Consider the following 22,373-nt stretch of genomic DNA (forward strand, 5'->3'; position numbering starts at 1 on the left):
ACCGGAACCCAGATCAGTTCGGACCCGCGGGACCCTTGCCGAATCGCGCAGTGCACACGCCGTCCTTCAGCGTGACCGCGATTTGCAGCAGGTTCGCTCCGCCGTCGACCGGCAGCAACGGCGAACTGTAGTTGGCGCACGTGTCGGCTTTCGGATCCTGGACGGGGACCGGCGCCGCGATCTCGAACCACGGGCCGATCCCGAAGTTGTCGTTGACGAGCAGCACCCGGCCGCTGCGTCCGTCCCGTTTGCCGTCCCGGTCGATCAGGGCCTGCCCGCCGAGCACCAGTCGGGTGCCGTTCGGTCCGCCCGCCAACGCCGTGAGGAACGGCGAGTGCTTGAGCATGCTGCCGTCGTCGGCGACCACTTGGACGCCCGGGTCGAAGGTGCCGTTGCCCCACCAGATCCCGGTGTCGGAGAACTTCAGGTACGGCGTGCAGCGGTCGCCGCCCTGCTCACACATCTCGTGGGTGGACGCCAGACGCCCGTCCGGCAGGCGCGCGATGGTAGCCATGCCCGGACGCAGGCTCTGTTCGTCGTTGGCCTGCACCACGTGCCTGCCCCACCAGTTCACGCCGTCGAGGGTGGCCACCCGGCTCAGCACCTGCGAGTGGCGCGGGCGCTCGGTCTCGTCGGCGTAGTACAGCCACAGCAGGCCCGCGTCGACGGTGAACTCCGGTTCCCAGACGCCGCCGTCTCCCGAGGACCTCGCCGCGACGCCGAGGGGACTCCAGTTGCGGCCGCCGTCCGCGCTGGACCAGACCTTGATACCGACCTTCCGGTCGGTGCCTGCCAGATAGCCGACGGTGCCCGCCCACAGCAGGGTGCCCGCAGGCAGGAAGCCCACCTGCTGCGGCATCTCGAAGATGGTGGCGCAGCACTGGCCGCCGATCGCTTCGGGATCACGCACCGCACCGATCGGATGGAAGCTCACGCCCTCGTCGGTGCTCTCCATGATCTGCGTGAAGTCGCCCTGTGCGTCCCGTGTCGTCAGCGAGGCGACGATCGCCCCGGAGTCGAGCCGGACCAGGCGCGGATACTGTCCGACGCCGAGGACCGCGGGCTCCGGCTCGGCGGGTCCGGGCGGGGCGGCGACAGCACCGGTCGGCAGGGTGCCGACAGTCAGCAGGAGCAGGAACACCAAAGTCAAGACGCGGGCCGTTCGCCGCATGCGCACCGTCCTTACCGTGAGGAGGCGTCAGTCAAACAGAGGCGGCCCCTCGATTGCGGGGGTTCCGCGAAACTGGTCCCCGCCGGCGTGGATCGTCAGTCGCAGTCGGTCAGGAAGCGGGCGAATGCCGGCCACATGGTGTCGCGGGCGCTGCGCCCGGTGAGCACCCCGAGGTGACCTCCCGGATACACGCCGTAGCGCACGGCGGGCGCACCGCCGAGCAGGTCGGTCAGGTGCCGGACGGCGTGCTTCGGTGCCAGCCCGTCACCGCTGCCCGCGACGACCATCACCGGCACGTCGATCGCGTCCAGGTTCACCTGCCTGCCACCGATCTGCATGTGCCCGGTGGCGAACTCGTTGGACCGCATGACGACGTGATACAGCTGGCCGAAGGTCCGGCCCGGGTAGGCGTACATGCTGCTCATGAACCGGTCGACGGCCTCGATCTGCTCGAGGTGGTCGCGATCGTCCAGGTTCGCCAGCACCGTCCACGGCCGCGTGAGGTACTTGTCCACGCTCGCCGCCTTGAAGCCGAGACTGGTCAACGGCGCCGGGATCGTGCCGACGAGGCGGTACAGGGGGGCGACGGTGAACGGCCCGAACAACCGGTCCAGTGGACGCAGCGTCGCGAACAGCGGCACCCGACGCAGGTCGAACGGGCTCGCGATCGGTGTCAGCGATCGCAGCGGCAGACCGGGATGTGCCGCTGCGGCGTACACCGCGAAGATCCCACCGAGCGACCAGCCGGCCAGGTGTACGTCGGATCCGCCTGCATCGTCGCTGACCACCCGGACGGCGTCCGGCACAACGCCGTCGACCCAGTGCTCGAATCCACGGGAACGGTCCGCGAAGTTCACCGGCCCGTAGTCGAGGACGTACACGTCCCGGCCGGTCTCCTTCAGGTATTCGACGAGACTGCAGCCGCGTCGCAGGTCGAAGGCGATCGACGTGGCGGCCAGCGGGGTGACGAGCAGGACCGGCGCGCCGGTGGCCTCGCGCTCGGTGGACCGGAAGCGGCGGATGGTCCGTTCCGCGTTCGTGTCGACGATCTCGGACTCGGTCGGACGCAGATCCGCCAGTCCGCCGGAGTCGATCCGGTCCCGGACGTTCACCACTGCCTGCGTCAGGTCCCGCGGTACCGGAACCGGAATGCCAAACACCCTGATCGTTTCCTCTCTCTGCCGCCGTTTCCGGCTGGGGACGACCCGTCCTTCGAACACCACGGCCCGGCAATCGGATACGGTCGTGCACGTGGCGCCGACTCCGAAGACCCTGGCCTCCCGTCTATCCAAGCGTGGACCCCATCCGGTGCTGCGCGGTGACCTCGCCTTGGCGGGTCTGCCCGGCGTGGTGTACACCCCCGCCGAGGGCTTCGGACTGCCCGCGGTCGTGTTCGGGCACGGTTGGATGACCGGCGCCGACCGCTACCGGGAGACCCTGACCCACCTGGCGTCGTGGGGAATCGTCGCGGCCGCCCCGGACACCCAGCGCTCTCCGGTCGCATCGCACCTCACGCTCGCCGCGGACCTGCGCAGTGCCGCCGACATCTGCACGGGTGTCCGGCTCGGTCCGGGCAAGATCAGCGTCGCGCGAGACCGGGTGGCGTTCGCGGGGCACGCGATGGGCGCCGGTGCCGCCGTGATCGCTGCCGCCGACCACGGCGCCCCCGCTGTGGCCGCGGTGTTTCCGGCACCGACGACGCCCCCGGCGGAGAAGTACGCGGCCCGCCAGTCCGGACCCGCGCTGATCCTGGCGGCCGCCGAAGACCTGGATTCGATGAACTGCAACGCCCGCTCCCTCGCCGCGGCCTGGGGTGGGCAGGCGATCCTGCGCGGAGTCGACAAGGCGTCCGGCAACGGGCTTCCAGAGGGCCGGGCCCTGCTCGGAGCCCTGGGTCTCGGCGGCTCGAAACGGAGTACCCAGCGCACCACCCGGGCCCTGCTCACGGGCTACCTGCTCTACCACCTGACCGGCGAGACGGAGTACGCACCGTTCGCGACCCCGGGCGTCGAGATCCCGCACACCACGCTGGTTTCGGAGGTCGAGGAGCCGCATCACACGAGCCAGCTGCTGCGCGGGTAACCGGCCCCACCGTCACCCGGGTCCACTTCACCCGTGGGCACGGACTCGGCCGGACGGGTGGGCACCGCCTCCCCCGCAAGGCGTTCGGCCTCCGCGCTCGCGCGCTCGGCTCGGTCGAGCGCCGCGGCCAGCACTGCCCGCAAGTCCTCGAGATTCACAGCTGTCCCGCAGCGGCCAGTTCCGCACCGGTTGCGGAGTCGCCGGGGAGATCCGCGGGCGGCACAGCGACCCGCGGACGATCGCGCTGCGGCACCGCGCCCGACCCGAATCCGAGCGCGCCGGGAACGTCGACCGGAGGGGGTATCGGAGGATCGGCCACGTCTGCGGGATCGGGCGGGGCCGGAGGATCGACCAGTCCCCTGAGCACCGAATCCTGTTGCACCCCGGGCTCTTCCTGCGGCACGTCACTTTCCCGAGGCACGGCGGCCTCCTGCGGGGCGGCGGCCTCCTGCGGGGCGGCGGCCTCCAGCGGCGCCGCACACTCCTGCGGCACGGCGACCTCCCGCGGCCCCGAGGCCGGGGTCTCGAGCCATTCGTCCGCCGCCGGCTCCACATCTCCGCCGACCGCGTCGAGCGCTTCCTCGACCACGGTTCGTGCCCCGTCGACGACGAGGTGAATCACCGCGAACAGGTCCGTCAGCGCGCTGCTGCGGGCCCGCATGTACGGCGCGACCGCGCTGTCGACCCGGCCCGGGTCCGGCCCGGCGCCGGGTCCGTCCCCGGCAACGGACCCGAGCCGCTCCACGAAGTCCGCCTGTGCCGCCAGCGCGTCGCGGATCAGGTCTGCGGCACCGTCGAGTGTCTCCGCCGCAGCCGCGACCGCCGCACAGTCCGCGCGGGCCCGGTCGAGTCGACGCCCCAGTGCGGCGAGCGCCGCATCGGCCGCCTCCCCCGCCCAGCCCGCGGCCAACCGTGCCACCGCCTGTTCCTGGGCGAGCAGGTGCGCCCGCATGACGGCGGCGGTGGAGCGGAAGACCTCGGCGTCGGCGTGCAGGGGTCCCGGGTCGACCGCGCGGTGCACCCGGTACCGACCCAGGCCGTCGTCGCGGCTCACGACCCCGACCGCCGCACGCTCGAGGCCGCGGCCCCGTCCTGCTCTGCGTAGCGATCCGCGATGAGGGACAACCGGGCCGCATCCGCCCCGGTTCTCTGTGCCCACGCGCGCACCACGCTGGCCAGTCGCCCGTGGTCGTGCGTCACCGTCGCGTCCACGCGCTCGGCGAGGCGCATGAGTTCCGCTACCGAATCCATCAGCGCCGCGGCCACCGCGCGGACCGTCTCCTCGTCGAACTCCAGTTGACCGTCACCCACCTGAACTCCCGCTGTCGTATGGGGCGGCTCCGCTTCGCTGCGCGCCCGCCGACTACACCGTCACGGTGTCAGACGCAGCGGACCCCGCCTCGGTTCCGGGTGAACCGGAACAATCGGCGGACGTGGGAGGCGCGAGCGGGCGAGGACCGGTCGAGTTCTAGACCGAGGCGACCCGGTCGGCGAGACCGTCGGCCAGCGCGCGGGCGACCTCGATCTCGGTGGCCTCGACCATGACCCGCACCAGCTGCTCGGTCCCGGACGGGCGCAGCAGCACCCGGCCGGTGTCTCCCAGTCGGCGCTCGGCCTCGGCGACGGCGTCGAGTACCGAGGGTGCGACGGCGACCGCGGCCTTGTCGGTGACCTTCACGTTGACCAGCACCTGCGGCAGGGTCCGCATGACGGTCGCCAGCTCCGCGAGGGTCGACCGGGTCTGCGCCATCCTGCTCATCAGCCGCAGGCCGGTCAGCACGCCGTCCCCGGTCGTGCCGAATCCGGGCAGCACGACGTGCCCGGACTGTTCGCCACCGAGGCTGAAGCTCCCGGCGCGCAGTTCTTCGAGGACGTAGCGGTCACCGACGGCGGTGGTGCGGACCTCGATGCCCGCCTCGCGCATGGCGATGTGCAGGCCGAGATTGCTCATCACGGTCGCGACGAGGGTGTTGTCGGCGAGTTCGCCGGAATCGCGCATGGCGACGGCGAGGATCGACATGATGACGTCACCGTCGATGACCGAACCGGTCGCGTCGACGGCGAGGCAGCGGTCGGCGTCGCCGTCGTGGGCGATGCCGAGGTCGGCGCCGTGCTCGACCACCGCGGCCCGCAGGTCCTCGAGGTGCGTCGACCCGCAGCCGTCGTTGATGTTGTAGCCGTCCGGGGCGCTGTGGATCTCGACGACGGTCGCGCCCGCGGCCCGGTAGGCGGCGGGGCCGACGACGGATGCGGCGCCGTTGGCGCAGTCCACGACGACGGTCAGCCCGGTCAGCGGATGCGCTACCGCCGCCTCCAGGTGCGTGAGGTAACGCGAGGCGGCGTCGGTGGCCGTGGTGACCCGTCCGATCGCCGCGCCGGTGGGCCGCGGAATCAGGTCCCGGTCGGTGAGAGCCGACTCGATGCGGTCCTCGGACTCGTCGTCGAGCTTGTGGCCGCCGGCCGCGAAGATCTTGATGCCGTTGTCGGGCATGGGGTTGTGCGAGGCGGAGATCATGACGCCGAGCGCGGCGTCGTAGGCGCCGGTCAGGTGCGCGACGGCAGGGGTGGGCAGGACCCCGACGTCGATCACGTCGACACCGGCCGCGCACAGGCCGGCAGTGACCGCAGCGGCGAGCATCTCACCGCTGGCCCGGGGGTCGCGGCCGACGACCGCGGTCGGTCGGGGCGCGGCCCGCTCGGACAGCGCCAGCACCGAGGCGGCCGCCCCGGCAATCCGCAGCGCCAGCTCCGCGTCGAGGTCGGCGTTCGCCAGACCTCGCACACCGTCCGTACCGAACATTCGACCCATGAATCAGACCCCTTGCCGTTCTTGCTGTTTCCCGCGTGGTTGATTTCCTGCTGTTGCACTTCTACGCCAAGAGCAGGCGTCCGGTGTTGCGTGGACGCCTGCTCTCGGGTGAACAGGTCCCGGCACCCACCGTGAAAGGCGGGGCCGGTGGCGCATCAGCGCTTCGAGTACTGCGAAGCCTTGCGGGCCTTCTTCAGGCCGTACTTCTTGCGCTCGACGGCGCGGGCGTCACGGGTGAGGAAGCCGGCGCTCTTGAGGGCGGGGCGATCCTCGGGGGTGACCTCGATCAGGGCGCGGGAGATCGCGAGGCGCAGTGCGCCGGCCTGACCGGAGGGGCCGCCACCGTGCAGCAGCGCGGTGATGTCGAAGGACTCGGTCCGCTCGACGGTGACCAGCGGGGCCTTGATCAGCTGCTGGTGCACCTTGTTCGGGAAGTAGTCCTCGAGGGTGCGGCCGTTGAGCTTGAACTCACCGGTGCCGGGGGTGAGCCGAACGCGGACGACGGCCTCCTTGCGGCGACCCACGGTCTGGATCGGGCGGTCGATGTAGATCGGCGCGGCGGGAGCGACGGACTCCTCGGCCACGTACTCCTCGACGACCTCGGGCTCGGCGGCGAACTCCTCGACGACGACCTCGGCGGTCTCGACCTCGGGGGTCTCGTTCTGCTCGGTCACTGTGCCACCTGCTTGATCTCGAACGGAACCGGCTGCTGCGCGGCGTGGGGATGGTTCGGGCCTGCGTAGACCTTCAGCTTGCCGGCGATGGCGCGGCCGAGCTTGTTCTTCGGGATCATGCCGGTGACGGCCTTCTCCACGAGGCGATCGGGGTTCTTCTCCAGCACCTCGCCCACGGAGCGGGACTTGAGGCCACCCGGGTGACCGGAGTGGTGGTGCAGGAACTTGTCCGTGCGCTTGTTGCCGGAGATGGCAACCTTGTCGGCGTTGATGATGACGACGAAGTCGCCGCCGTCAACGTTCGGAGCGTAGGTGGGCTTGTGCTTGCCGCGCAGCAGGTTCGCTGCCTGGACGGCAAGGCGGCCGAGCACCACGTCGGTGGCGTCGATGACGTACCACTGGCGGGTCACGTCACCTGCCTTCGGAGCGTAGGTAGACACAGAACTTCCTCGTCATGTCGTATAACTGCTGGCCAGCGGGTACGGTCCGGATGCGTTCCCGGCGACCAGTGGAGACCCGGGAACCCGCGCTACGAGCACAGCCGGCCACCGTGAAGTGGATTGGATGCGCGTCGTACCGTACGCCGACAGAAGACCTTACCGCCCAGGTCAGGGGCGGGTCAAAGTGGGGTGGACCTCAGGAGGAGGTCTGGTCGAGGCGACCGCGTGCCTCGGCCCGCAATTTCAGCAGATAGAAGCCGGACAGGGTGGCCACCACCAGCCAGACGACCGCCGCGACGACGTCGAGGGACCAGATGCCGACGGCTGCGCCGATCAGTCCGGCCAGGAACACAAGGGTCCCGACGATCTTCTTCGTGGGGGAAGGAATTGCGGCCATCGGAGAACACCTACCCGAACATTTTGGTGTCGCACGCACGCGCGCAGGGACAGCTCCGGAGACTACTGCCGTCAGCGACCGAGGTGTGGGAGGCGCGCGCAACCGAACCACACGAGTCGGCGACGATCAGGACAGTGGCTGGGCACCGCGCTGGGCCAGCATGACGCCCATCAGTCCCGCCTCCTGACTCTGCGACTGCATCATGTCGCGGGCGGTCTGCGCGACCGGTCCACCGGTCAGCAACCCGTCCGCGGCCCGCGCCATCGTCGCCCCGCCGACGTGATGACGCAGCATCAGCTGCAGGAACAGGATCTCGGCGTCGCGGCTCCGGGCGGTGGACAGGGCGTCGAGTTCGGCCATGGACGCCATGCCGGGCATCGGCCCGGATGCGGCGGCGGGCGTCGCGTGGTGATGCTCCGAGGCACCGGCCATCCATGCCATCGGCGCCGTGTTCGTCGGCGCGGCCTCGGCGAGCGTGAGCCAGCCGTGCAGGGTGCCGAGCTCGATGCGCTGGGTGTCGCCGATCTGCCGGGCCAGCGCCGCGACGGCGGGATCGACGTCGGGGGCGAGGCGGTTCACCATCGCGAGTGCCTGCTGGTGGTGGGCGGCCATGTCCTGTACGAACCCGATCTCGACGTCGCTGAGCAGGGCGCCCTGCTCAGGAGACTCCGGCACCACGAGCGGCCGCAGCGCCGCCCCCACCACCAGCAACAGCAGTGCCAGCGAGGTGAGGGCGAGCGCGCGGACGAGTCGGGTCATGAGCCGACGGTGGACCGTTGGTCGGCGGGCGCCGTGTAGACGCGGTCGTCGAGCCGCAGGGTCATGAAGCCGTTGTCACTGCAGGAGACCCACAGCTCGTTCCCACGCCATTCCGGCGGGGAGGAGCACCAGTCGGTGGACAGGTCGCCGCCCAGGACCATGCCGGAGCGCGGCCCCGAGGCCTGCGCCGGGTCGAACTGTCCGCCCGCGACGGACTCGATCACGGCGGGCAGGCTGAGCGCCGGCACCCCGAGGAGCGAGGCGATCGCGTGGCTCGAATTCGGGAGATCGAGGGTGCGCCCGGTCATGGCCGGCGGGTTGTAGTAGCCGATCTCACGGACGTCGAACGGATCCCGCACGTCGAACACCCGGATGCCGGACGAGAACCAGCCGCACGCGAGGGCGGTCGGATTGTCCGGCCGGTCCGCGGCGCAGTAGTGCGATTCGTAGGCGAACAGTGACCCACCCATGCCGGACGCGATCTGGCTGTCGACGTTCTCCGGCAGGTTGATCTCCAGCTTGATCGCGTTCACGATCTTTGGGTTCGCGTCGTCGGCGACATCGATGATCTTGACTCCGCCGGAACCGCTCTCGTTCGCGGTGAACAGGTAGGGGCGGTCGTCGTAGGTGACGGGAATGCTGTGCTGGGTGGCCCAGCCGTCGGTCCACGACATCTTCGACAGCTGCGGCACCTGCGGGTTGGCGTCACGCCGCTGCACCGCGCTGGTGTCCAGGACGGTGAGGCCACCGAAGTTGTTCGACAGGTACAACCGGTTGCCGTCGGGACTGACACCGAACCCGTGCCCGGACAACCCGATCCAACCCTGCCAGATCACCTTCGGGTTGGTGGGGTCGGCGAGGTCGACCGCGCTGAGCACACCCTCGGTTCCGGACGTCCAGTAGGTGCGGCCGTCCGGGGAGAATCCACCCTCGTGCGCGGTGATCGGCAGCGGCATCTGCAGGCTCGTGCCGGGCCCGGGATTGAGCAGCCGCGGATACCCGCAGTCGGAGATGTCGTACACCGACAGCAGTCCGGCACCGAACAGCGCCGGGACTCCGGTGCCCACCAACAGCTTCCGGCCCGCGTGCACCTTGAGGCTCTCCCAGGTGCCCGCCACCATGGCGGGTTCCGTCAGCGCGACGGTCGGCACCGGGTTCGCCGGGTCAGAGACGTCGACGACCTGCACGCCCGGGGACGGCCCGAGAAGTGCACTCGGAAAGATCGAGCCCATGTAGGCGCAGTGGTCGTAGGCGGCGGAGACGATCCCGCTGCCCTGCCCGGCGTAGCCGCCGACCCGGGAGATGTTGCAGTCGTAGCCTTCCACGCTGCGCCCACCGGCACGATCCGCGGCCGGGACGTCCCCCTGGAGTCCGGGCTCCGGCCGCGATCCCGGACCGCAGTCGGCCCGGCCGGCCGCGACCCGTACGACGTCGTGATCCTCCAGGACCACCCCCGACGTGTCCGCCACCGGGGCGGCGGCCACGTGACCCACCGGCAACAGCAGCGCCGCCGCCACTGCGACGACCAGGGATCTGCGCCGACGCACGGCTCCGCCGCTGCGAACCCGTGCGGCTCCGCCGCTGCGAACCCGTCCGGCTCCGCCGGTGCGAACCCGTGCGGCTCCGCCGCTGCGTCCCGTTGTTCCCGACATGGCTCCCCCTCCATTTGGACGTCCGCGCCCGGACCGCACGGTGATCTGCCCGGCACGGTGGGCGTGGTTGTACGAACGAGCTCCGGTCAGAAGACGGTGCCGACGTCGTTGGCGACCAGGTTGTCCATGGCACGCTCGGCGACCGCGGCGATGGTCATGGACGGGTTGCAGGCGGCGGTCGTACCCGGGATGAGTGCGCCGTCGAGAACGTACAGCCCGCGCTGGCCGTGGACGCGGCCGTCGAGGTCGCAGACGGTCCCCATGCTCGCACCGCCGAGCGAGTGCCAGGTCGAGTTGACGATCGCGTTGGTGTCGGTGAGCACGCTGTCCGGACCGGCGATCTTGTGCGCGGTCGGGCCGATGGCGCTGTTCTGGATGACCGAGTCCCCCTCGAACGGCCAGTGCAGCGTCGCCTCGTCCCGCGCGGAGTCGTACGCGAACCTGCCGCGTCCTTCGCTGACACCGAAGCCGACCATCATCGTGCTGTGCATGTCCAGCGAGATCGACGGGATCGACGCCTGGATGACGGTGTGCGCGCGGGTCGGGTCGTCCCAGTTGAGGCTGCCGTACACGACCGGTCCGCCCTGGGTTGCCCCGAATTCCTCGAACGGGTTGGTCCACACGTAGATCCGGTCGGCGTTGGTCCCCCAACCTCCACCGAGTCCGTCGGGCAGGTCCGGGATCTGCCCGGTCGCCTGGGCCCGTACCAGCAGTTTGGTGGTGTTCACGCTGCCCGCCGCCATGATCAGCGCGTCGGTGGTGAGGACCTTGTTCTCGAGAACCGTTCCGTCGGTGTCGATCCGGTTGACGAGGACCCGCCATCGACCGCCCCCTGCGCGCTCGATACCTGTGACCTCGTGCTGGGTCTCGACCTTGACGTTGCCGGTGGCCTCGGCCGCCGCGATGTAGGTGACGTCGACGGAGTGCTTGCCGCCGTTGTTCACTCCCATGGCGCCGGAGCCGTCCGAGTAGGACGGGGCCATCTCGCCGCGCAATTCGGCGAGCGCGTAGTTCCAGTCGATGGGCATCGGGATCTTCGACAGGGGCAGACCGGCGCGCCTGACGCGCTCGGCGAACACCCGAGGTGCGCGGTACGCATCCGTGTTGACGAGTTCGTCGGGAGCGGTCGCGAGTTGGAGCATCTTGGCGACACGCGGGTAGTGCACCCGGTTCATCAGCTGCCAGTCGAGCTCGTTCGGGAGGCACGAGTTGAAGACGGCCTCGGCGGGCTGCAGCGACATCCCCTGGTAGACCAGGGATCCGCCTCCCACACCCGCCGGGCACAGTGCGGTCATGTTCTCGCCGACGACCGCCTCGACCAGGCCGACGTACGGGTCGAATGCGACCGGCCTGCCGAACAGCTGAGGCGCGGAGCGGTACCACAGCAACCGCTTGTCGGGGGCGGTCGGACTCGGGAACGTCTTGGCGTTCGGACCCGTCGGCCAGCGAATCCCGCGTTCCAGCACCAGAACCGGCACGCCCGCCTCGGCGAGCCGGAGCGCGGCCACGCCGCCGCCGAATCCGGAACCGACCACCACCACCCGGTGTTCCTCCTGGGTGAGCGGCACCCGTCGAACCTGCGCGCCGATGCCCGTCGCGGTGGTCGCGGCCTGCGCGGCGGACGCTCCGGTCAAGGCGAATCCCGCTGCGGCTGCGGCGGTGAAGAAGGACCGACGGTTGATCCCGGACACAGAGCTACCCCCAGACTGCGAACGACAAATGGCCCCCGAGGATTGCGTGTTCCATGTCACGCCGGCCCACCGGGACGGCTAAAACTAGACACCTGCACGGGAAAGTGTCAAGGAGTTGCGGAAGATTTCAGTCCGGGTTCGATCCACCGGGTCAGGAAGGCGCGCAATTCGTCGTCGGTCCGTAGTTCGTCGTCGTCGAAACACACCACCGGCAGTCCGAGGTGCACGCCGATCTCCACGATGTCGTCGAATTGCGACGTGGCCTCCGGGAACAGCTCGGCGAGCGGCGCGATCAGCCCGCGCCCGACCTCCTTCGCCCGACTCATCGCCCCCGAGTCGAACAGCGGGTTGCTGGCCTCCGACCGCAGCAGGGTGATCAGGACGGGATCCGCCCGCACCGCACGCCGGGAGGCGACGATCAGCTCGACGACGTACTCGCAGGGGTTTCGAGAGGAGGTCAGGCCGGACTGGATCTCCCGCGCGACCTCCGTCAGGTGCCCGGCCATCGCCTGCGACACCAGGTTCTCGCGGGAACCGAAGATGGTGTAGATGGTCTGCCGGGTCACGCCGGCGGCGGAGGCCACGGACGCGATGGAAACGCCCCCGAAGCCTTCGGTGCCGATCGTCGCCAGTGTGGCGTCCAGGATCTTGTCTCTCGACCGCATCGCACCATTATCGCGGGCCGCACCGCGATCTCGGGGCAAGAACACCGAGGCCCCGCCGACCGGATGGTCGACGGGGCCGCCGTGCGAGGGGGAAATACGGTCCTACTTGGCGAGTTCGACCATCGTGTGGTCGGCAACCACACCGGCGAGCACCCGGAGGTGGTCGTCGGCGCTGCCCAGGGTGTGGCCGATCGCGGTCAGACGAGAGACGTAGTGGCCGACCGGGTACTCGGCGGTCATGCCGATGCCGCCGTGCATCTGGATCGCCTCGAGGCCGATGTGCCGGGCGGCGCGGCTGATCTGCAGCTTGGCACGCGAGGCGACGATCGGGTCGACGATGCCGTCCGCGAGGTTCATGGTGGCGTACAGGCTCATGCTGGAGGCCAGCTCGAGCTCGACGTACATGTCGGCGGCCCGCTGGGTCAGCGCCTGGAACCTCGCCAGCGGGACCCCGAACTGCTTGCGCTGCTTGAGGTATTCGGTGGTGAGACGGAGGGTCTCCTCCATCGCACCGACCGCTTCGGCGCACAGTGCGGCCTGGGTGCGCACCTGCGCGGCCGTGATGGCTGCGGACGCGTCGCCGCCCTCGCCGAGCTGTTCGGCGGGAGCGTCGGCGAGCTCGATCTGCGCGGCACGCAGGTCGTCATGCGTCGCGTACGGCTTGCGGGTGACACCGGCCGCGCCTGCGGCGACCAGGAACAGCCCGACACCGCCGCCGGGGAGGACGGCGCTGACGACGAGCGTGTCGGCGCAGTCGCCGTGCAGCACGGGGTTCTTGGTGCCGGTCAGGGTCCAGCCGTCACCGGCCTTGGTGGCCTTGGTCGAGACGACCTCGTGCGGCCAGCGGCTGCCGGGCTCGGCGTGCGCAAAGGCCAGCAGCGCGGTGCCCTCGGCGAGCGCAGGCAGGATCTTGGCGCGCTGATCGGCGGACCCGACCTCGGCAACCAGTCCGCCCGGGGTGACGACTCCGTCGAGGAACGGCTCCGGCGCGAGGGCCCGGCCGATCTCGTTCATCACGGCCATCGTCTCGACCGGTCCGGCCCCCATGCCGCCGTCCTCCTCGGAGAACGGCAGACCGAGCAGGCCGATCTCGGCGAGCTTGCCCCACACGTCGTCGCTCCAGCCCTTGCCCTCGGCTGTGACGGCGTTGCGCTTCTCTGCGTCGTAGCTGCGGCTCAGCAGTTCACGGGTGGTGTCCCGCAGCATGACCTGCTCGTCATTGAGTTCGAAATCCATGGCTGCTACTCACAATCCGAGAATCGAGGAGGAGATGATGTTGCGCTGAACCTCGCTCGATCCGCTGTAGATGGACACCTTGCGGTAGTTCAGGAAGACCGGGGCGCTGCGCTGCGCCCAGGCCGGGGAGGCGATGTCGTCGCCGGCCTCGAACGCCAACGAGTCGGGACCCGCCACGTCCATCAGCATCTCCGTGGTGGCCTGCTGCAGCTCGGAGCCACGCAACTTCAGCAGCGACGACGCCGGGTTCGGCTTGCCGTCGGCGGAGGCCGCAACCACGCGCAGCTGGGTCAGCTCCAGCGCGACGAGCTCGTTCTCGAGCTCGGCGAACCGGGCGGCGAACAGCGGGTCGTCGAGCAGCGAGCCGTCACCGACCCTGGTCTCGGCGGCGTACTTCTTGGCCTTGGCCAGTCGCGCCTTGCTGGCACCGGTGCGGGTGACGCCGGTGCGCTCGTTGCCGAGCAGGAACTTCGCGTAGGACCAGCCGGCGTTCTCCTCGCCGACGAGGTTCTCGGCGGGGACGCGCACGTCCTCGAACCAGACCTCGTTCACCTCGTAGCCGCCGTCGATCAGCTTGATCGGGCGGACGGTGATGCCCGGGGTCTTCATGTCGATGAGCAGGAAGGAGATGCCCTGCTGCCGCTTCGGCGCGTCCGGATCGGTGCGCACCAGGCAGAAGATCCAGTCGGCGTGCTGACCGAGCGTGGTCCAGGTCTTCTGACCGTTGACGATCCAGCTGTCCCCGTCGCGGACGGCGCGGGTCTTCAGCGACGCGAGGTCGGAGCCGGCCTCCGGCTCGGAAAAGCCCTGGCACCACCAGATGTCGAGGTTCGCGGTGCCGGGGAGGAACTTCTCCTTCTGCTCCTGCGAGCCGAAGGCGGCGATCACGGGGCCGACCATGTCGGCGTTGAACGCGAGCGGGTCCGGCACGGACGCGAGCTGCATCTCGTCGCGGTAGATGTGCATCTGCACCGGGGTCCAGTTCCGGCCACCCCACTCGGCGGGCCAGTGCGGGACGGCGAGACCGTTGGCGTTCAGGATCTTCTGGGTGGCGACGAAATCCTCACGGGTGACTTCACCGCCACCACCGGCGGCCCGCTCGCGGATCTCGGCGGGGATCTGCGTGGTGAAGAACGTCCGCAGTTCGTCGCGGAACTGCAGTTCCTCGTCGGTCAGTTTCAGATTCATGGCGTGCTTTCTGTGTCAGATCGAGGGCCGGCCCCTGTTCGCCGAACAGGGGCGGTGGCCACATTCCGCCTGCCGGTGAGCGCCAGAACTAAGCGCTCGCTCATTATATAAGCGCATGCTTATACTTACCCGGTGAACGGCCGTTGTCAAGGCCGACAGGCGCGAAGGAGGTGGCGATGAGCGAGACGGACGAGAAGGACGCGAACGCGATACGTCTCACGACACCCAACACCGTGGTGAGCTCGTCGAAAGCCGCGGCGCGGATCCGCGTTGCGGCGGCCGAGGCGTTCGCCGAGAACGGCTACGGCGGCACCACCACCCGGGACATCGCTGCGCGACTCGGGCTGTCCCCCGCGGCGATGTACCCGCACTACAAGTCCAAGGAAGACCTGCTCTTCGCGATCAGCTACGAGGGCCACCTGCTGTGCGTCGAGCTGCTCACCGAGGCGGACCCCTCTGGGGAGGCTCCGGCCAAGCGGCTCACCTCAGTGGTCCGGGCGTTCACGAGCTGGCAGGCCACCCACCACACCCGCGGCAGAGTGGTGCAGTACGAGCTGACCGCGCTCTCCCCCGAGCACTACCACGAGATCCTCGGCCTGCGCCGCGAGATCAGCCGGATCATCGAGCGGATCATTCGTGCCGGCGCCGAGGACGGTTCCTTCGTCGTGCCCGACGTCCAGGGCGTCAACCTCGCGATCAATTCGCTGTGCGTGGACGTGTGCCGCTGGTTCCCCGGCGGCGGGTTCACCGACCCCGATACCGTCGCCGACCTGTACGCGGAGCTCGCGTTGCGTCTGGTCGCGGCCTGAGTCTCAGCGCGTACGGGCCTGCAGCGCGAGGATGTCGCCGTGCAGCAGCGCCTGATAGCTCAGCATCAGCTCGTCCACGCCGCCGATCTGGTCCCCGACGTGATGGGTGTTCTCCGTGGACAGTTCGCGGTTTCCGGCCCGAGCGACGAGGTCGTCGATCCGCGAGTCCAGGCTCATCGTGCGCTGCACCGCGGCCATCGACCGCAACTGCCCCTCGGCATCCCCGAGCAGGTCGCCGATCCGGGCGAGCGCGGCGACCCGCTCGACCAGTTGATCCCACACCGGTTCGAGTGACCGCTGCCGGGACCGGATCTGGTCGCGGGCGGCGTCCCCGTGCGCGACGCGCAACGCATCGTCGAGTTCCCCGCCGATCCCCCGCAATGCGACGGCGTCGACCGCGATCTGCGTCAGCTCGTCGGCGAGGTCCAGCTGCACACGCTGAACCGCGAAGTACTCGGAGTGCCAGGCGGCGGAGCCGTCGATCCGGTCGTAGAGGGCTCCGGCCAAGAACAGCAGCGCGTCGAACCGGTCGGTGAAGCGGTCGGGCGGACCGGCCACCCCGCCCAGCATCTCCGCGGCGCGCCGGCCCGCAGCCGCCCAGGGCGTCCGGTCGGCCAGGCCCGCCAGCCGCTCGGCCGCGAGGGCGGCCGCGGCCGCGGTGGCCTGATCCGTGCGGTGCTCGGAGATGGGGGTCGGGGTGCAGGCCAGCGCGTCGAACAGCGCCTGCCGCTGCGCCGGTTCCAGGTGGACGCCGTCCCTCCGGTCCCTGCGAATGGTGCGAACCCCGTTCGCGTAGTGCGCGGGTGAGTGCGTGAACTTCGCGCGGGCGGTGAGCAGCCGCCGCTCCAGCTCGCCCGCCCGGTACGAGGTCAACGCCTGCATCGCGCCGGGTCGCATGCCGCGCGCCTTGCGGTCGAGCCGGCTGTAGTCGTCGGCGAGGGTACGCAGCGCGCCGAACCCGCCGATGTCGGGCAGTGGGCGCCCGATGCGGCGCCGGTTCGCGAGGACCTCCCTGGTCGGCTCGTCCAGGTGGCCGGCGGCGATCAGTACCGCCGCGTCCGCGGACAGGTCCTGCCGGAAGCCGTCGACGCGCGCCTCCTCGCACCACCGCCGCACCTGTGCGGTGATTCGTTCCCGCCGCTGCGCCGCGTCCATCGGCCCTCCCAGAATCGATACTCGCCGACTCCACTGTCCCAGAACTTCGACGTCCTCGTCGGAGCCCCGGTCAGAGGCCGAGCCGCCGGGCCAGTTCCTCGCCTCCGACCTCGCGGATCAGGTCCGGGTCGCCGCACACCACGAGCTGGTCGCGGGCGCGGGACAGTCCGACGTACAGCCGTTCCCGCGACCGCTGCGCCGCCTCCTTCTCGTTGAACGCGAGCACCACGGCGCGGCGCTCGAGTCCCTTGAACCCGAGCACGTGCCCGTAGAACACCTGCTCGGTGTCCCAGAAGCTGTCCCAGTAGGCACGGTTGCCCTCCTGCTGACGCTCGACCTGCTCCGGGTGCCGGCTGCCGGTCACCAGCAACGCCACGTCCTCGGGCCGCCACCCGGCATCGATCAACTGGTCGACCTGGTCGTCGGCGACCGACACTGCGTCGGCGGTCCCGCACGCCACGAAGCGGACCTGCGGCCCTTCACCGCCCCGCAGCCGCATCCGCTGCCCCACGAGCGGGCCGAACGCCTCGGCGATCTGGCGGGTGTTGCGGAGGTTCTGGTCGAGAACCAGCGGAACGAGAGGCACGGGCGGCACGCCCTGCCGGTCGAACACCCGCTGGCCCTCGTCGCTGAACACGTAGATGCCGCTTGTCTCCTCGTCGACGAGTGCCGCGAGGACCGGCTCCCACCATGCGTCGGCGAAGTCCTGCGCCTCGTCGATCACGACCGCGTCGAACCGTTCCCCCTGCGGCAACGCAGCGGCCAATTCGGTCATCTGGCGCGGGAGTTCGTACTCCCAGTAGTCCTGACGCACCGGGACCGACGTCGGCCCGTCCGGATCGGCGTCCCCGGCCCACCGGCGGCCGAGCGAATGGAATTCGCCGACGTAGGCCGGCTTCTCCTTCCTGTTCCAGTTCGCGGTCACGCGACGCAGGTAGGACGCGAGCCCGTGGGAGTAGCAGAGCAGTGCGACCCGCTGTCCGCGCTTCGCGAGACGGCGGGCCTGCTCCACGGCGAGGAACGTCTTGCCGCTGCCGGCTCCACCGCGTACCTCCACCCGGGTGAGCAGGCGGGTGGCGTCGAGGATCACGGCCTGCTGCGCCGACAAAGCGTCCGCCGCGTCCTCGTTGGCGACCGCGCGGGCGACGACGTCCCGCTGCGGCAGCCCGCGTCCGGCCAGCGCGGTGGCGAGCTGCTCGACGCCTTCGTCCGACAGCCCGGGGCGGTCGAGCTCCTGCCCGACCAGCACCTTCCAGATGCGTCCGGCGATCTGGTCGAGCTCGGTGCGGTCGATCACCTTCCACCGCGGGCAGTCCGGCAGTGCGAAGCCGGCGTCGATGGTGGCGTTCGGAAAGACCACCAGGTGGTCCCAGCGCAGCCTGCCCTGCGTCCACCGGGGATCGGTCTCGACGTAGTGACGCAACGCGTAGCACCCGTCGCGGGCCTGCCGGACGGGGTTGATCACGGTCGGGCCGGTGCGCCGATCCTGATACCAGTCGGTGCCGTCGTGCCAGATCATCCCGCCCTTGATCTCGACGGTGACGATCCCCTGACCCGCCACCGCGACGACGATGTCGATCTCGTGGTCCTTCTGGTGATCGGTTACCCGCTGGTTTGCGACCATCAGGTCCGCGTCGCCGAGCTGACTGCTCAACGCATCCCACACCGTCCGCTCGGCGGCGTTGACCAGACGGGGATTCTCCGGAATGCGTGTCACCATGACGGTGAGCTTGTCACGGGCCGGCGAGGAGGCGCACCCGCGGCAACGGCGGCGACTTCGCGGTTGTCCGACTCCTCGTCGGCCCGGTCCGCGACCGCCCACCGTGCCGGCGCGGTTCTTGTCATCCAACTGAATGACAATGCCTTTCGGCGTTCCCGAAGTTGTCCCCGATCAGGTCGTGAACGCTTGACCCGACAAACTCGGGCGCGCCGAGATCGCGCCCACCCGCAACTGTGCGGCAAACCTCCCCGCCGGTATCGTTCGAGCGCACCTTCGACCATTTCTGGGGAAACATGACTCTTCGCAGACTGACCATCGGCCTCGTTGCCGCCACGACAATTGCGGTGGGCGGGACCTCGACAGCCGCCGCGTCCACCCTCTCCGACTTCCTGCCGCCGGAGATCGTGGCACTGATCCCGAGCGCATCTGCGGACTCGGTGGCACCGCTCCTGCCTCCGGTCCCGGCACCGCCCGCCACCCCGGCGCCGCCCGCTACCCCGACTCCGCCCGCGCAGCCCGCACCGCCGGCCGCCGTGCCGCAGCCCGCACCGAGTCAGGTGTACTACCGGAACTGCACCGAGGCCCGGAATGCCGGTGCCGCTCCGGTCTACCGTGGCCAGGCGGGCTACGCACCGCACCTCGATCGCGACAACGACGGCATCGGCTGCGAGAACTGACCCCCGGCCGGGCGCCGGTCACTCCTCCGGGACGCGGCGACCGGCCCGCGCAGCAAGGACCATGTCGCAGCCGAGCACGTCCGCGACGGCCTCGAGCACGTCCAGTTGCACGGTGGCGCGGCCGGATTCGATGGCTTGCACACTGGACCGGGAGACCCCGGCCTGTTCTGCGAGCCTGCTCTGGGTGAGCCCCAGTTGCAGCCGCCGCGCGACGAAGCCGTCCGCGATCTGACCGGACGGTGCCCGGCCGCTGCGCCGCGGCCGAGCCCGCGCCAACGTCGTCGGGGTGTCAGTCTCGGGCACCACACCATCTCCTCGCCTGGATGTGTGCAGTGTGCGCCTACCCCCGAGCACTGTCCAGCGGTGCTAGCCTGCGGCAACCATGACTTACCTGGCATTGGTCCGGCACGGCGAGACGGACTGGAACGCGCAGCGACGTCTGCAGGGTTCCTCCGACGTCCCGCTCAACGACACCGGTCGTTTCCAAGCCGAGCGCGCGGCTACTCGCCTGGCGGACGGACCGTGGGACGTGCTGGTCAGTTCCCCGCTCTCCCGGGCCAGCGAGACCGCGGACATCATCGGCACCCGGCTCGGGCTGACCCGCTCGGCGACCCATCCGGGCCTGGCCGAACGCCACTTCGGTGGGGCGGAGGGCGTGACCGACTACGAGGCGTGGGACCGCTGGCCGGACGGGATGTACCCGGGCCTCGAGCCGCGCGAGGAGGTCCGGCGCCGGGGTCTGGCCGTCCTCGGTGAACTCGCGGAGCGACATTCGGGGAGCTCGGTCGTGGCGGTCAGCCACGGTGGGCTGATCCGCTCGGTGATCGGCGCCCTGCACGGCCCACCCGTTCCACGGATCCCGAACGCGGGCATCGCGACGCTGCATCACGACGGCCACCGTTGGTCGGTGCTCAGCATCAACGGTGTCGCTGTCCGCGGGCGCATCACGATGGACCGCGCGCCGATCGAGCCCTGACCCGGGAGGCACCGATGACGATGCACCACGTTCGACTGGCCGCGGCGGCGGCGTTCGCCACGGTGGTGGCCTTCGCCCCGCCCGCGGCGGCGGCGCCGTCGGCGGCACCAGCGGGCTGCGTCCCGTTCGGCACCGCCCAACTGCCGCCCGGCGTGCCGTCCGGAGGTGGCCGGCTCGGACTCACCGCCCTCCCGACGTACCCCGGCACCGACGCACCGGAAAACGTCGAACTGCGAACGGCGACAACCCAGTTCAACAGGTCCTGGGAGTTCGCCCTCGCCGGTCACGCCCTGCTGGCCCGGCCGCGTGCGACCGCGGAGCCGTGGCGGTTCGCACCGATGCCGGAGTGCCTCCGAGACCGCCTCGTCGGGATCTCCGTGGACGACGACGAGTTGATCGCGGTCGACGAGTCCGGGTGGATCTACACGATGGACAACGTGTCCCAGGACCCGGTCGCATGGACCTGGACGTCGGCGTGGGGTGCACCGCTCTGGCTCGCCTCGGGACGCCAACTCCCGGACGACCGCCCGAACGGGTGGGCGCTCAGCGTGTCGTCACCATGGGACAACCAGACGTACACCGACATCGCGGGCCGCATCCACTACGTCGGACTGGGCAAGATGACGATGGTGCCTGCCCTGACCGGGGACGGCAGCCGAATCACCTACGCGGATCCGTGGCTGCCGAACGACGACAGCTACGAGATCGGGTCACCGCTCGGCGGACGGTTCCGCGCATCGTCGCTCTCAGCGGCCGGATCGACGACCTTCGTGATGAACTCCTACGGCGACATGTACACCCGCACCTTCGATTTCGACTCTTCGGGCTCCGATTCGATCTTCTTCCGGTACAGCTGGGACGACCAGTCCGGCAAGCCGACGGCACCGAACCTGGTCGTGGAGACGCTGGACCGCAGCACCGCCGCGATCCAACTGCCCGCCCCGGACTGGGTGCACCAACCGAAGATCCCCGGCGAGATCACCTCCGCGATCAGCGTGCATTCCACCGGACCCGGTCCCGGTCGGCGGGAGCTGCGGGTGGAGGGCAGCCGTGGCCGCGAGGCGGGGTTCTGGCACAAGGACCTCGACTCCCCCGCATGGGAGTTCACCCCGACCCGAGCCGGCAGGCTCGGTATCGCGGTGCAGAATCCGGCGGAGGACCGTTCCGACCGCACCCTCGCCCCACCGGCCCCCTGGAACTTCACCGCGGATCTGCCGTCCCGTGACGCACTGATCGACGCGCAGGTCCTGATCGACATCGGCTTCCCCTACACGGTGGTCGATCCGCGAGCACTGGAAGCACTCGGCAGTCACGCGGCACCGTCCGGATATCGCCTCGAAGTCACCGCGTTCGACCCGGCGGCCACCACGCGGGAGGCGACGGTCGTCGCCCCGGACGGCTCGCGGATCCCGGTGCTGATGCACACCGCGGACGGCCTGCGGATGACGCCACGGGGTCCGGGTCTCGACAACGATCCGCGACACCTGGTCGGTGCGATCGCGATCCCCGAGGGCAGCGCCGCGACCCCCGCACGCGATGCGTTCATCCGAGACTGGATGCGTGGCAGGACGATCGCCCCCATCACTCTGAGCGCGACCGACAGCGACATGGTCGTGCGCTGAGCGGCCGGTACGAGTGTGCGCCAGGCCTATCCTGGACCGATGACAGGTCGCACACTCCGCCGGCAGATGGCTTTCACGATTGTTGGGTTGGTGGCACTGACCGGTTGCGGCACGGCTGCCGAACCCGCCCCGCCCGCACACCCCACCGCGGAGGCACAGGCTGTCGACTCGACGGGAACGCCGTCGTCGCCGATCACGGAACCCGGCGGCGTGCCGACCGTCGTCGACTCGCACTCCGAGCACTCTCCCGGAGCGTCGCTTTCCGTCACCGGCGTGCGCGTCGCGGCGCACGACGGCTTCGACCGCGTCGTCTACGAGTTCGGCGGCACTGGAACCCCCGGCTGGACCGTCCGCTACGTCGACCAGGCCGTGCAGGACGGTAGCGGCGACGTCATCGACGTGCCGGGGCAGTCGATTCTGGAGGTGTCCCTGACCGGCACCGGCTATCCGTTCGACACCGGCGTCGACCAGTACTCCGGCCCGAACCCGCTGGCCGGATCCGGCGGGATCACCGAGGTCACCATCGCGACCGTGTTCGAGGGCGTCACCCAGTCGTTCATCGGCCTGGACAGCGCCAAGCAACCGGTGACGGTGTCGCTGCTGACGGACCCGGCGAGGGTTGTCGTCGATATCGCGCGCTGAACGCGACG

General features: G+C 70.1%; 24 protein-coding genes. 6 read left to right on the top strand and 18 right to left on the bottom strand.

Annotation, left to right across the window (positions count from 1 at the left end; all coding sequences use genetic code 11):
- Nucleotides 1–13: 13 nt before the first annotated feature.
- The gene (locus ACWEPG_RS22940) at nt 14–1,171 is read right to left on the bottom strand and encodes a sialidase family protein (protein WP_450113414.1); all 1,158 of its coding nucleotides are present in this window, start codon (nt 1,169–1,171) and stop codon (nt 14–16) included.
- 95 nt (nt 1,172–1,266) lie between these two features.
- Entirely contained in the window at nt 1,267–2,331 is a 1,065-nt protein-coding gene (locus ACWEPG_RS22945) for an alpha/beta fold hydrolase (protein WP_452595422.1), read from the bottom strand.
- Nucleotides 2,332–2,422: 91 nt separating this feature from the next.
- On the opposite strand from ACWEPG_RS22945, the gene ACWEPG_RS22950 reads away from it, so the two are divergent.
- Complete coding sequence (locus ACWEPG_RS22950; protein ID WP_450113412.1) at nt 2,423–3,253, top strand: hypothetical protein; 831 nt, start codon at nt 2,423–2,425, stop codon at nt 3,251–3,253.
- Here the strand turns inward: ACWEPG_RS22950 and ACWEPG_RS22955 are convergent.
- The 13 genes from ACWEPG_RS22955 to ACWEPG_RS23015 all read right to left on the bottom strand — a co-directional run bounded on the left by ACWEPG_RS22955 (nt 3,226) and on the right by ACWEPG_RS23015 (nt 14,764).
- On the bottom strand, nt 3,226–3,411 hold the full coding sequence (locus ACWEPG_RS22955; protein WP_450113411.1) for a hypothetical protein: 186 nt from the start codon (nt 3,409–3,411) through the stop codon (nt 3,226–3,228). The genes ACWEPG_RS22950 and ACWEPG_RS22955 overlap by 28 nt on opposite strands.
- Entirely contained in the window at nt 3,408–4,307 is a 900-nt protein-coding gene (locus ACWEPG_RS22960) for a hypothetical protein (RefSeq protein ID WP_452595423.1), read from the bottom strand. The genes ACWEPG_RS22955 and ACWEPG_RS22960 overlap by 4 nt, the downstream gene beginning before the upstream one ends.
- On the bottom strand, nt 4,304–4,564 hold the full coding sequence (locus ACWEPG_RS22965; protein ID WP_452595424.1) for a hypothetical protein: 261 nt from the start codon (nt 4,562–4,564) through the stop codon (nt 4,304–4,306). Before ACWEPG_RS22965 ends, ACWEPG_RS22960 begins: the two co-directional genes overlap by 4 nt.
- 157 nt (nt 4,565–4,721) lie before the next feature.
- Nucleotides 4,722–6,062, bottom strand: coding sequence for a phosphoglucosamine mutase (gene glmM, locus ACWEPG_RS22970; RefSeq protein WP_450113408.1), 1,341 nt, complete (start codon nt 6,060–6,062; stop codon nt 4,722–4,724).
- Nucleotides 6,063–6,217: 155 nt separating this feature from the next.
- Nucleotides 6,218–6,736 carry a 30S ribosomal protein S9 gene (rpsI, locus tag ACWEPG_RS22975; RefSeq protein ID WP_450113407.1) on the bottom strand — a complete coding sequence of 173 codons (519 nt, stop codon included), beginning with the start codon at nt 6,734–6,736 and terminating at the stop codon, nt 6,218–6,220.
- A complete protein-coding gene (gene rplM / locus ACWEPG_RS22980; protein ID WP_450113406.1) occupies nt 6,733–7,176 on the bottom strand; it encodes a 50S ribosomal protein L13 in 444 nt (147 codons plus the stop codon). The genes rpsI and rplM overlap by 4 nt, the downstream gene beginning before the upstream one ends.
- A 196-nt stretch (nt 7,177–7,372) precedes the next feature.
- On the bottom strand, nt 7,373–7,573 hold the full coding sequence (locus ACWEPG_RS22985) for a hypothetical protein (RefSeq protein ID WP_450113405.1): 201 nt from the start codon (nt 7,571–7,573) through the stop codon (nt 7,373–7,375).
- Between the two features lie 126 nt (nt 7,574–7,699).
- Nucleotides 7,700–8,332, bottom strand: coding sequence for a DUF305 domain-containing protein (locus tag ACWEPG_RS22990; protein ID WP_452595425.1), 633 nt, complete (start codon nt 8,330–8,332; stop codon nt 7,700–7,702).
- On the bottom strand, nt 8,329–9,984 hold the full coding sequence (locus ACWEPG_RS22995) for an LVIVD repeat-containing protein (RefSeq protein WP_452595426.1): 1,656 nt from the start codon (nt 9,982–9,984) through the stop codon (nt 8,329–8,331). The genes ACWEPG_RS22990 and ACWEPG_RS22995 overlap by 4 nt, the downstream gene beginning before the upstream one ends.
- 86 nt (nt 9,985–10,070) lie before the next feature.
- Complete coding sequence (locus ACWEPG_RS23000; RefSeq protein ID WP_450113402.1) at nt 10,071–11,675, bottom strand: GMC oxidoreductase; 1,605 nt, start codon at nt 11,673–11,675, stop codon at nt 10,071–10,073.
- Between the two features lie 107 nt (nt 11,676–11,782).
- Complete coding sequence (locus ACWEPG_RS23005; RefSeq protein WP_450113401.1) at nt 11,783–12,340, bottom strand: TetR/AcrR family transcriptional regulator; 558 nt, start codon at nt 12,338–12,340, stop codon at nt 11,783–11,785.
- A 102-nt stretch (nt 12,341–12,442) separates the two neighbouring features.
- Nucleotides 12,443–13,576, bottom strand: coding sequence for an acyl-CoA dehydrogenase family protein (locus tag ACWEPG_RS23010; RefSeq protein WP_450113400.1), 1,134 nt, complete (start codon nt 13,574–13,576; stop codon nt 12,443–12,445).
- A gap of 9 nt (nt 13,577–13,585) precedes the next feature.
- Nucleotides 13,586–14,764: an acyl-CoA dehydrogenase family protein gene (locus tag ACWEPG_RS23015; protein WP_450113399.1), complete on the bottom strand. Its 1,179-nt coding sequence runs from the start codon at nt 14,762–14,764 to the stop codon at nt 13,586–13,588.
- A gap of 176 nt (nt 14,765–14,940) precedes the next feature.
- Between ACWEPG_RS23015 and ACWEPG_RS23020 the strand changes: the two genes are divergently transcribed.
- A complete protein-coding gene (locus ACWEPG_RS23020; RefSeq protein ID WP_450113398.1) occupies nt 14,941–15,573 on the top strand; it encodes a TetR family transcriptional regulator in 633 nt (210 codons plus the stop codon).
- A 3-nt stretch (nt 15,574–15,576) separates the two neighbouring features.
- On the opposite strand, the gene ACWEPG_RS23025 is transcribed toward ACWEPG_RS23020, so the two are convergent.
- Nucleotides 15,577–16,728 carry a hypothetical protein gene (locus ACWEPG_RS23025; protein WP_450113397.1) on the bottom strand — a complete coding sequence of 384 codons (1,152 nt, stop codon included), beginning with the start codon at nt 16,726–16,728 and terminating at the stop codon, nt 15,577–15,579.
- Nucleotides 16,729–16,798: 70 nt separating this feature from the next.
- Nucleotides 16,799–18,448 carry an NERD domain-containing protein gene (locus tag ACWEPG_RS23030; RefSeq protein ID WP_450113396.1) on the bottom strand — a complete coding sequence of 550 codons (1,650 nt, stop codon included), beginning with the start codon at nt 18,446–18,448 and terminating at the stop codon, nt 16,799–16,801.
- Between the two features lie 293 nt (nt 18,449–18,741).
- Here ACWEPG_RS23030 and ACWEPG_RS23035 point away from each other — a divergent pair, with 293 nt between their 5' ends.
- Nucleotides 18,742–19,125 (top strand): excalibur calcium-binding domain-containing protein, encoded by a 384-nt coding sequence (locus ACWEPG_RS23035; RefSeq protein ID WP_450132515.1) that lies wholly within the window; start codon nt 18,742–18,744, stop codon nt 19,123–19,125.
- 18 nt (nt 19,126–19,143) lie between these two features.
- Here ACWEPG_RS23035 and ACWEPG_RS23040 read toward each other — a convergent pair whose 3' ends face one another.
- Nucleotides 19,144–19,428, bottom strand: coding sequence for a helix-turn-helix transcriptional regulator (locus ACWEPG_RS23040; RefSeq protein WP_450113394.1), 285 nt, complete (start codon nt 19,426–19,428; stop codon nt 19,144–19,146).
- 79 nt (nt 19,429–19,507) lie between these two features.
- On the opposite strand from ACWEPG_RS23040, the gene ACWEPG_RS23045 reads away from it, so the two are divergent.
- The 3 genes from ACWEPG_RS23045 to ACWEPG_RS23055 are packed head-to-tail and all read left to right on the top strand — an operon-like array spanning nt 19,508 to nt 22,365.
- Complete coding sequence (locus ACWEPG_RS23045) at nt 19,508–20,101, top strand: histidine phosphatase family protein (protein ID WP_450113393.1); 594 nt, start codon at nt 19,508–19,510, stop codon at nt 20,099–20,101.
- Nucleotides 20,102–20,121: 20 nt separating this feature from the next.
- Nucleotides 20,122–21,723 (top strand): hypothetical protein, encoded by a 1,602-nt coding sequence (locus ACWEPG_RS23050; protein ID WP_452595439.1) that lies wholly within the window; start codon nt 20,122–20,124, stop codon nt 21,721–21,723.
- A 39-nt stretch (nt 21,724–21,762) separates the two neighbouring features.
- Nucleotides 21,763–22,365, top strand: coding sequence for an AMIN-like domain-containing (lipo)protein (locus tag ACWEPG_RS23055; protein ID WP_450113392.1), 603 nt, complete (start codon nt 21,763–21,765; stop codon nt 22,363–22,365).
- The last annotated feature ends 8 nt before the right edge of the window (nt 22,366–22,373 follow it).

This window comes from Rhodococcus sp. NPDC004095 (assembly GCF_053604015.1).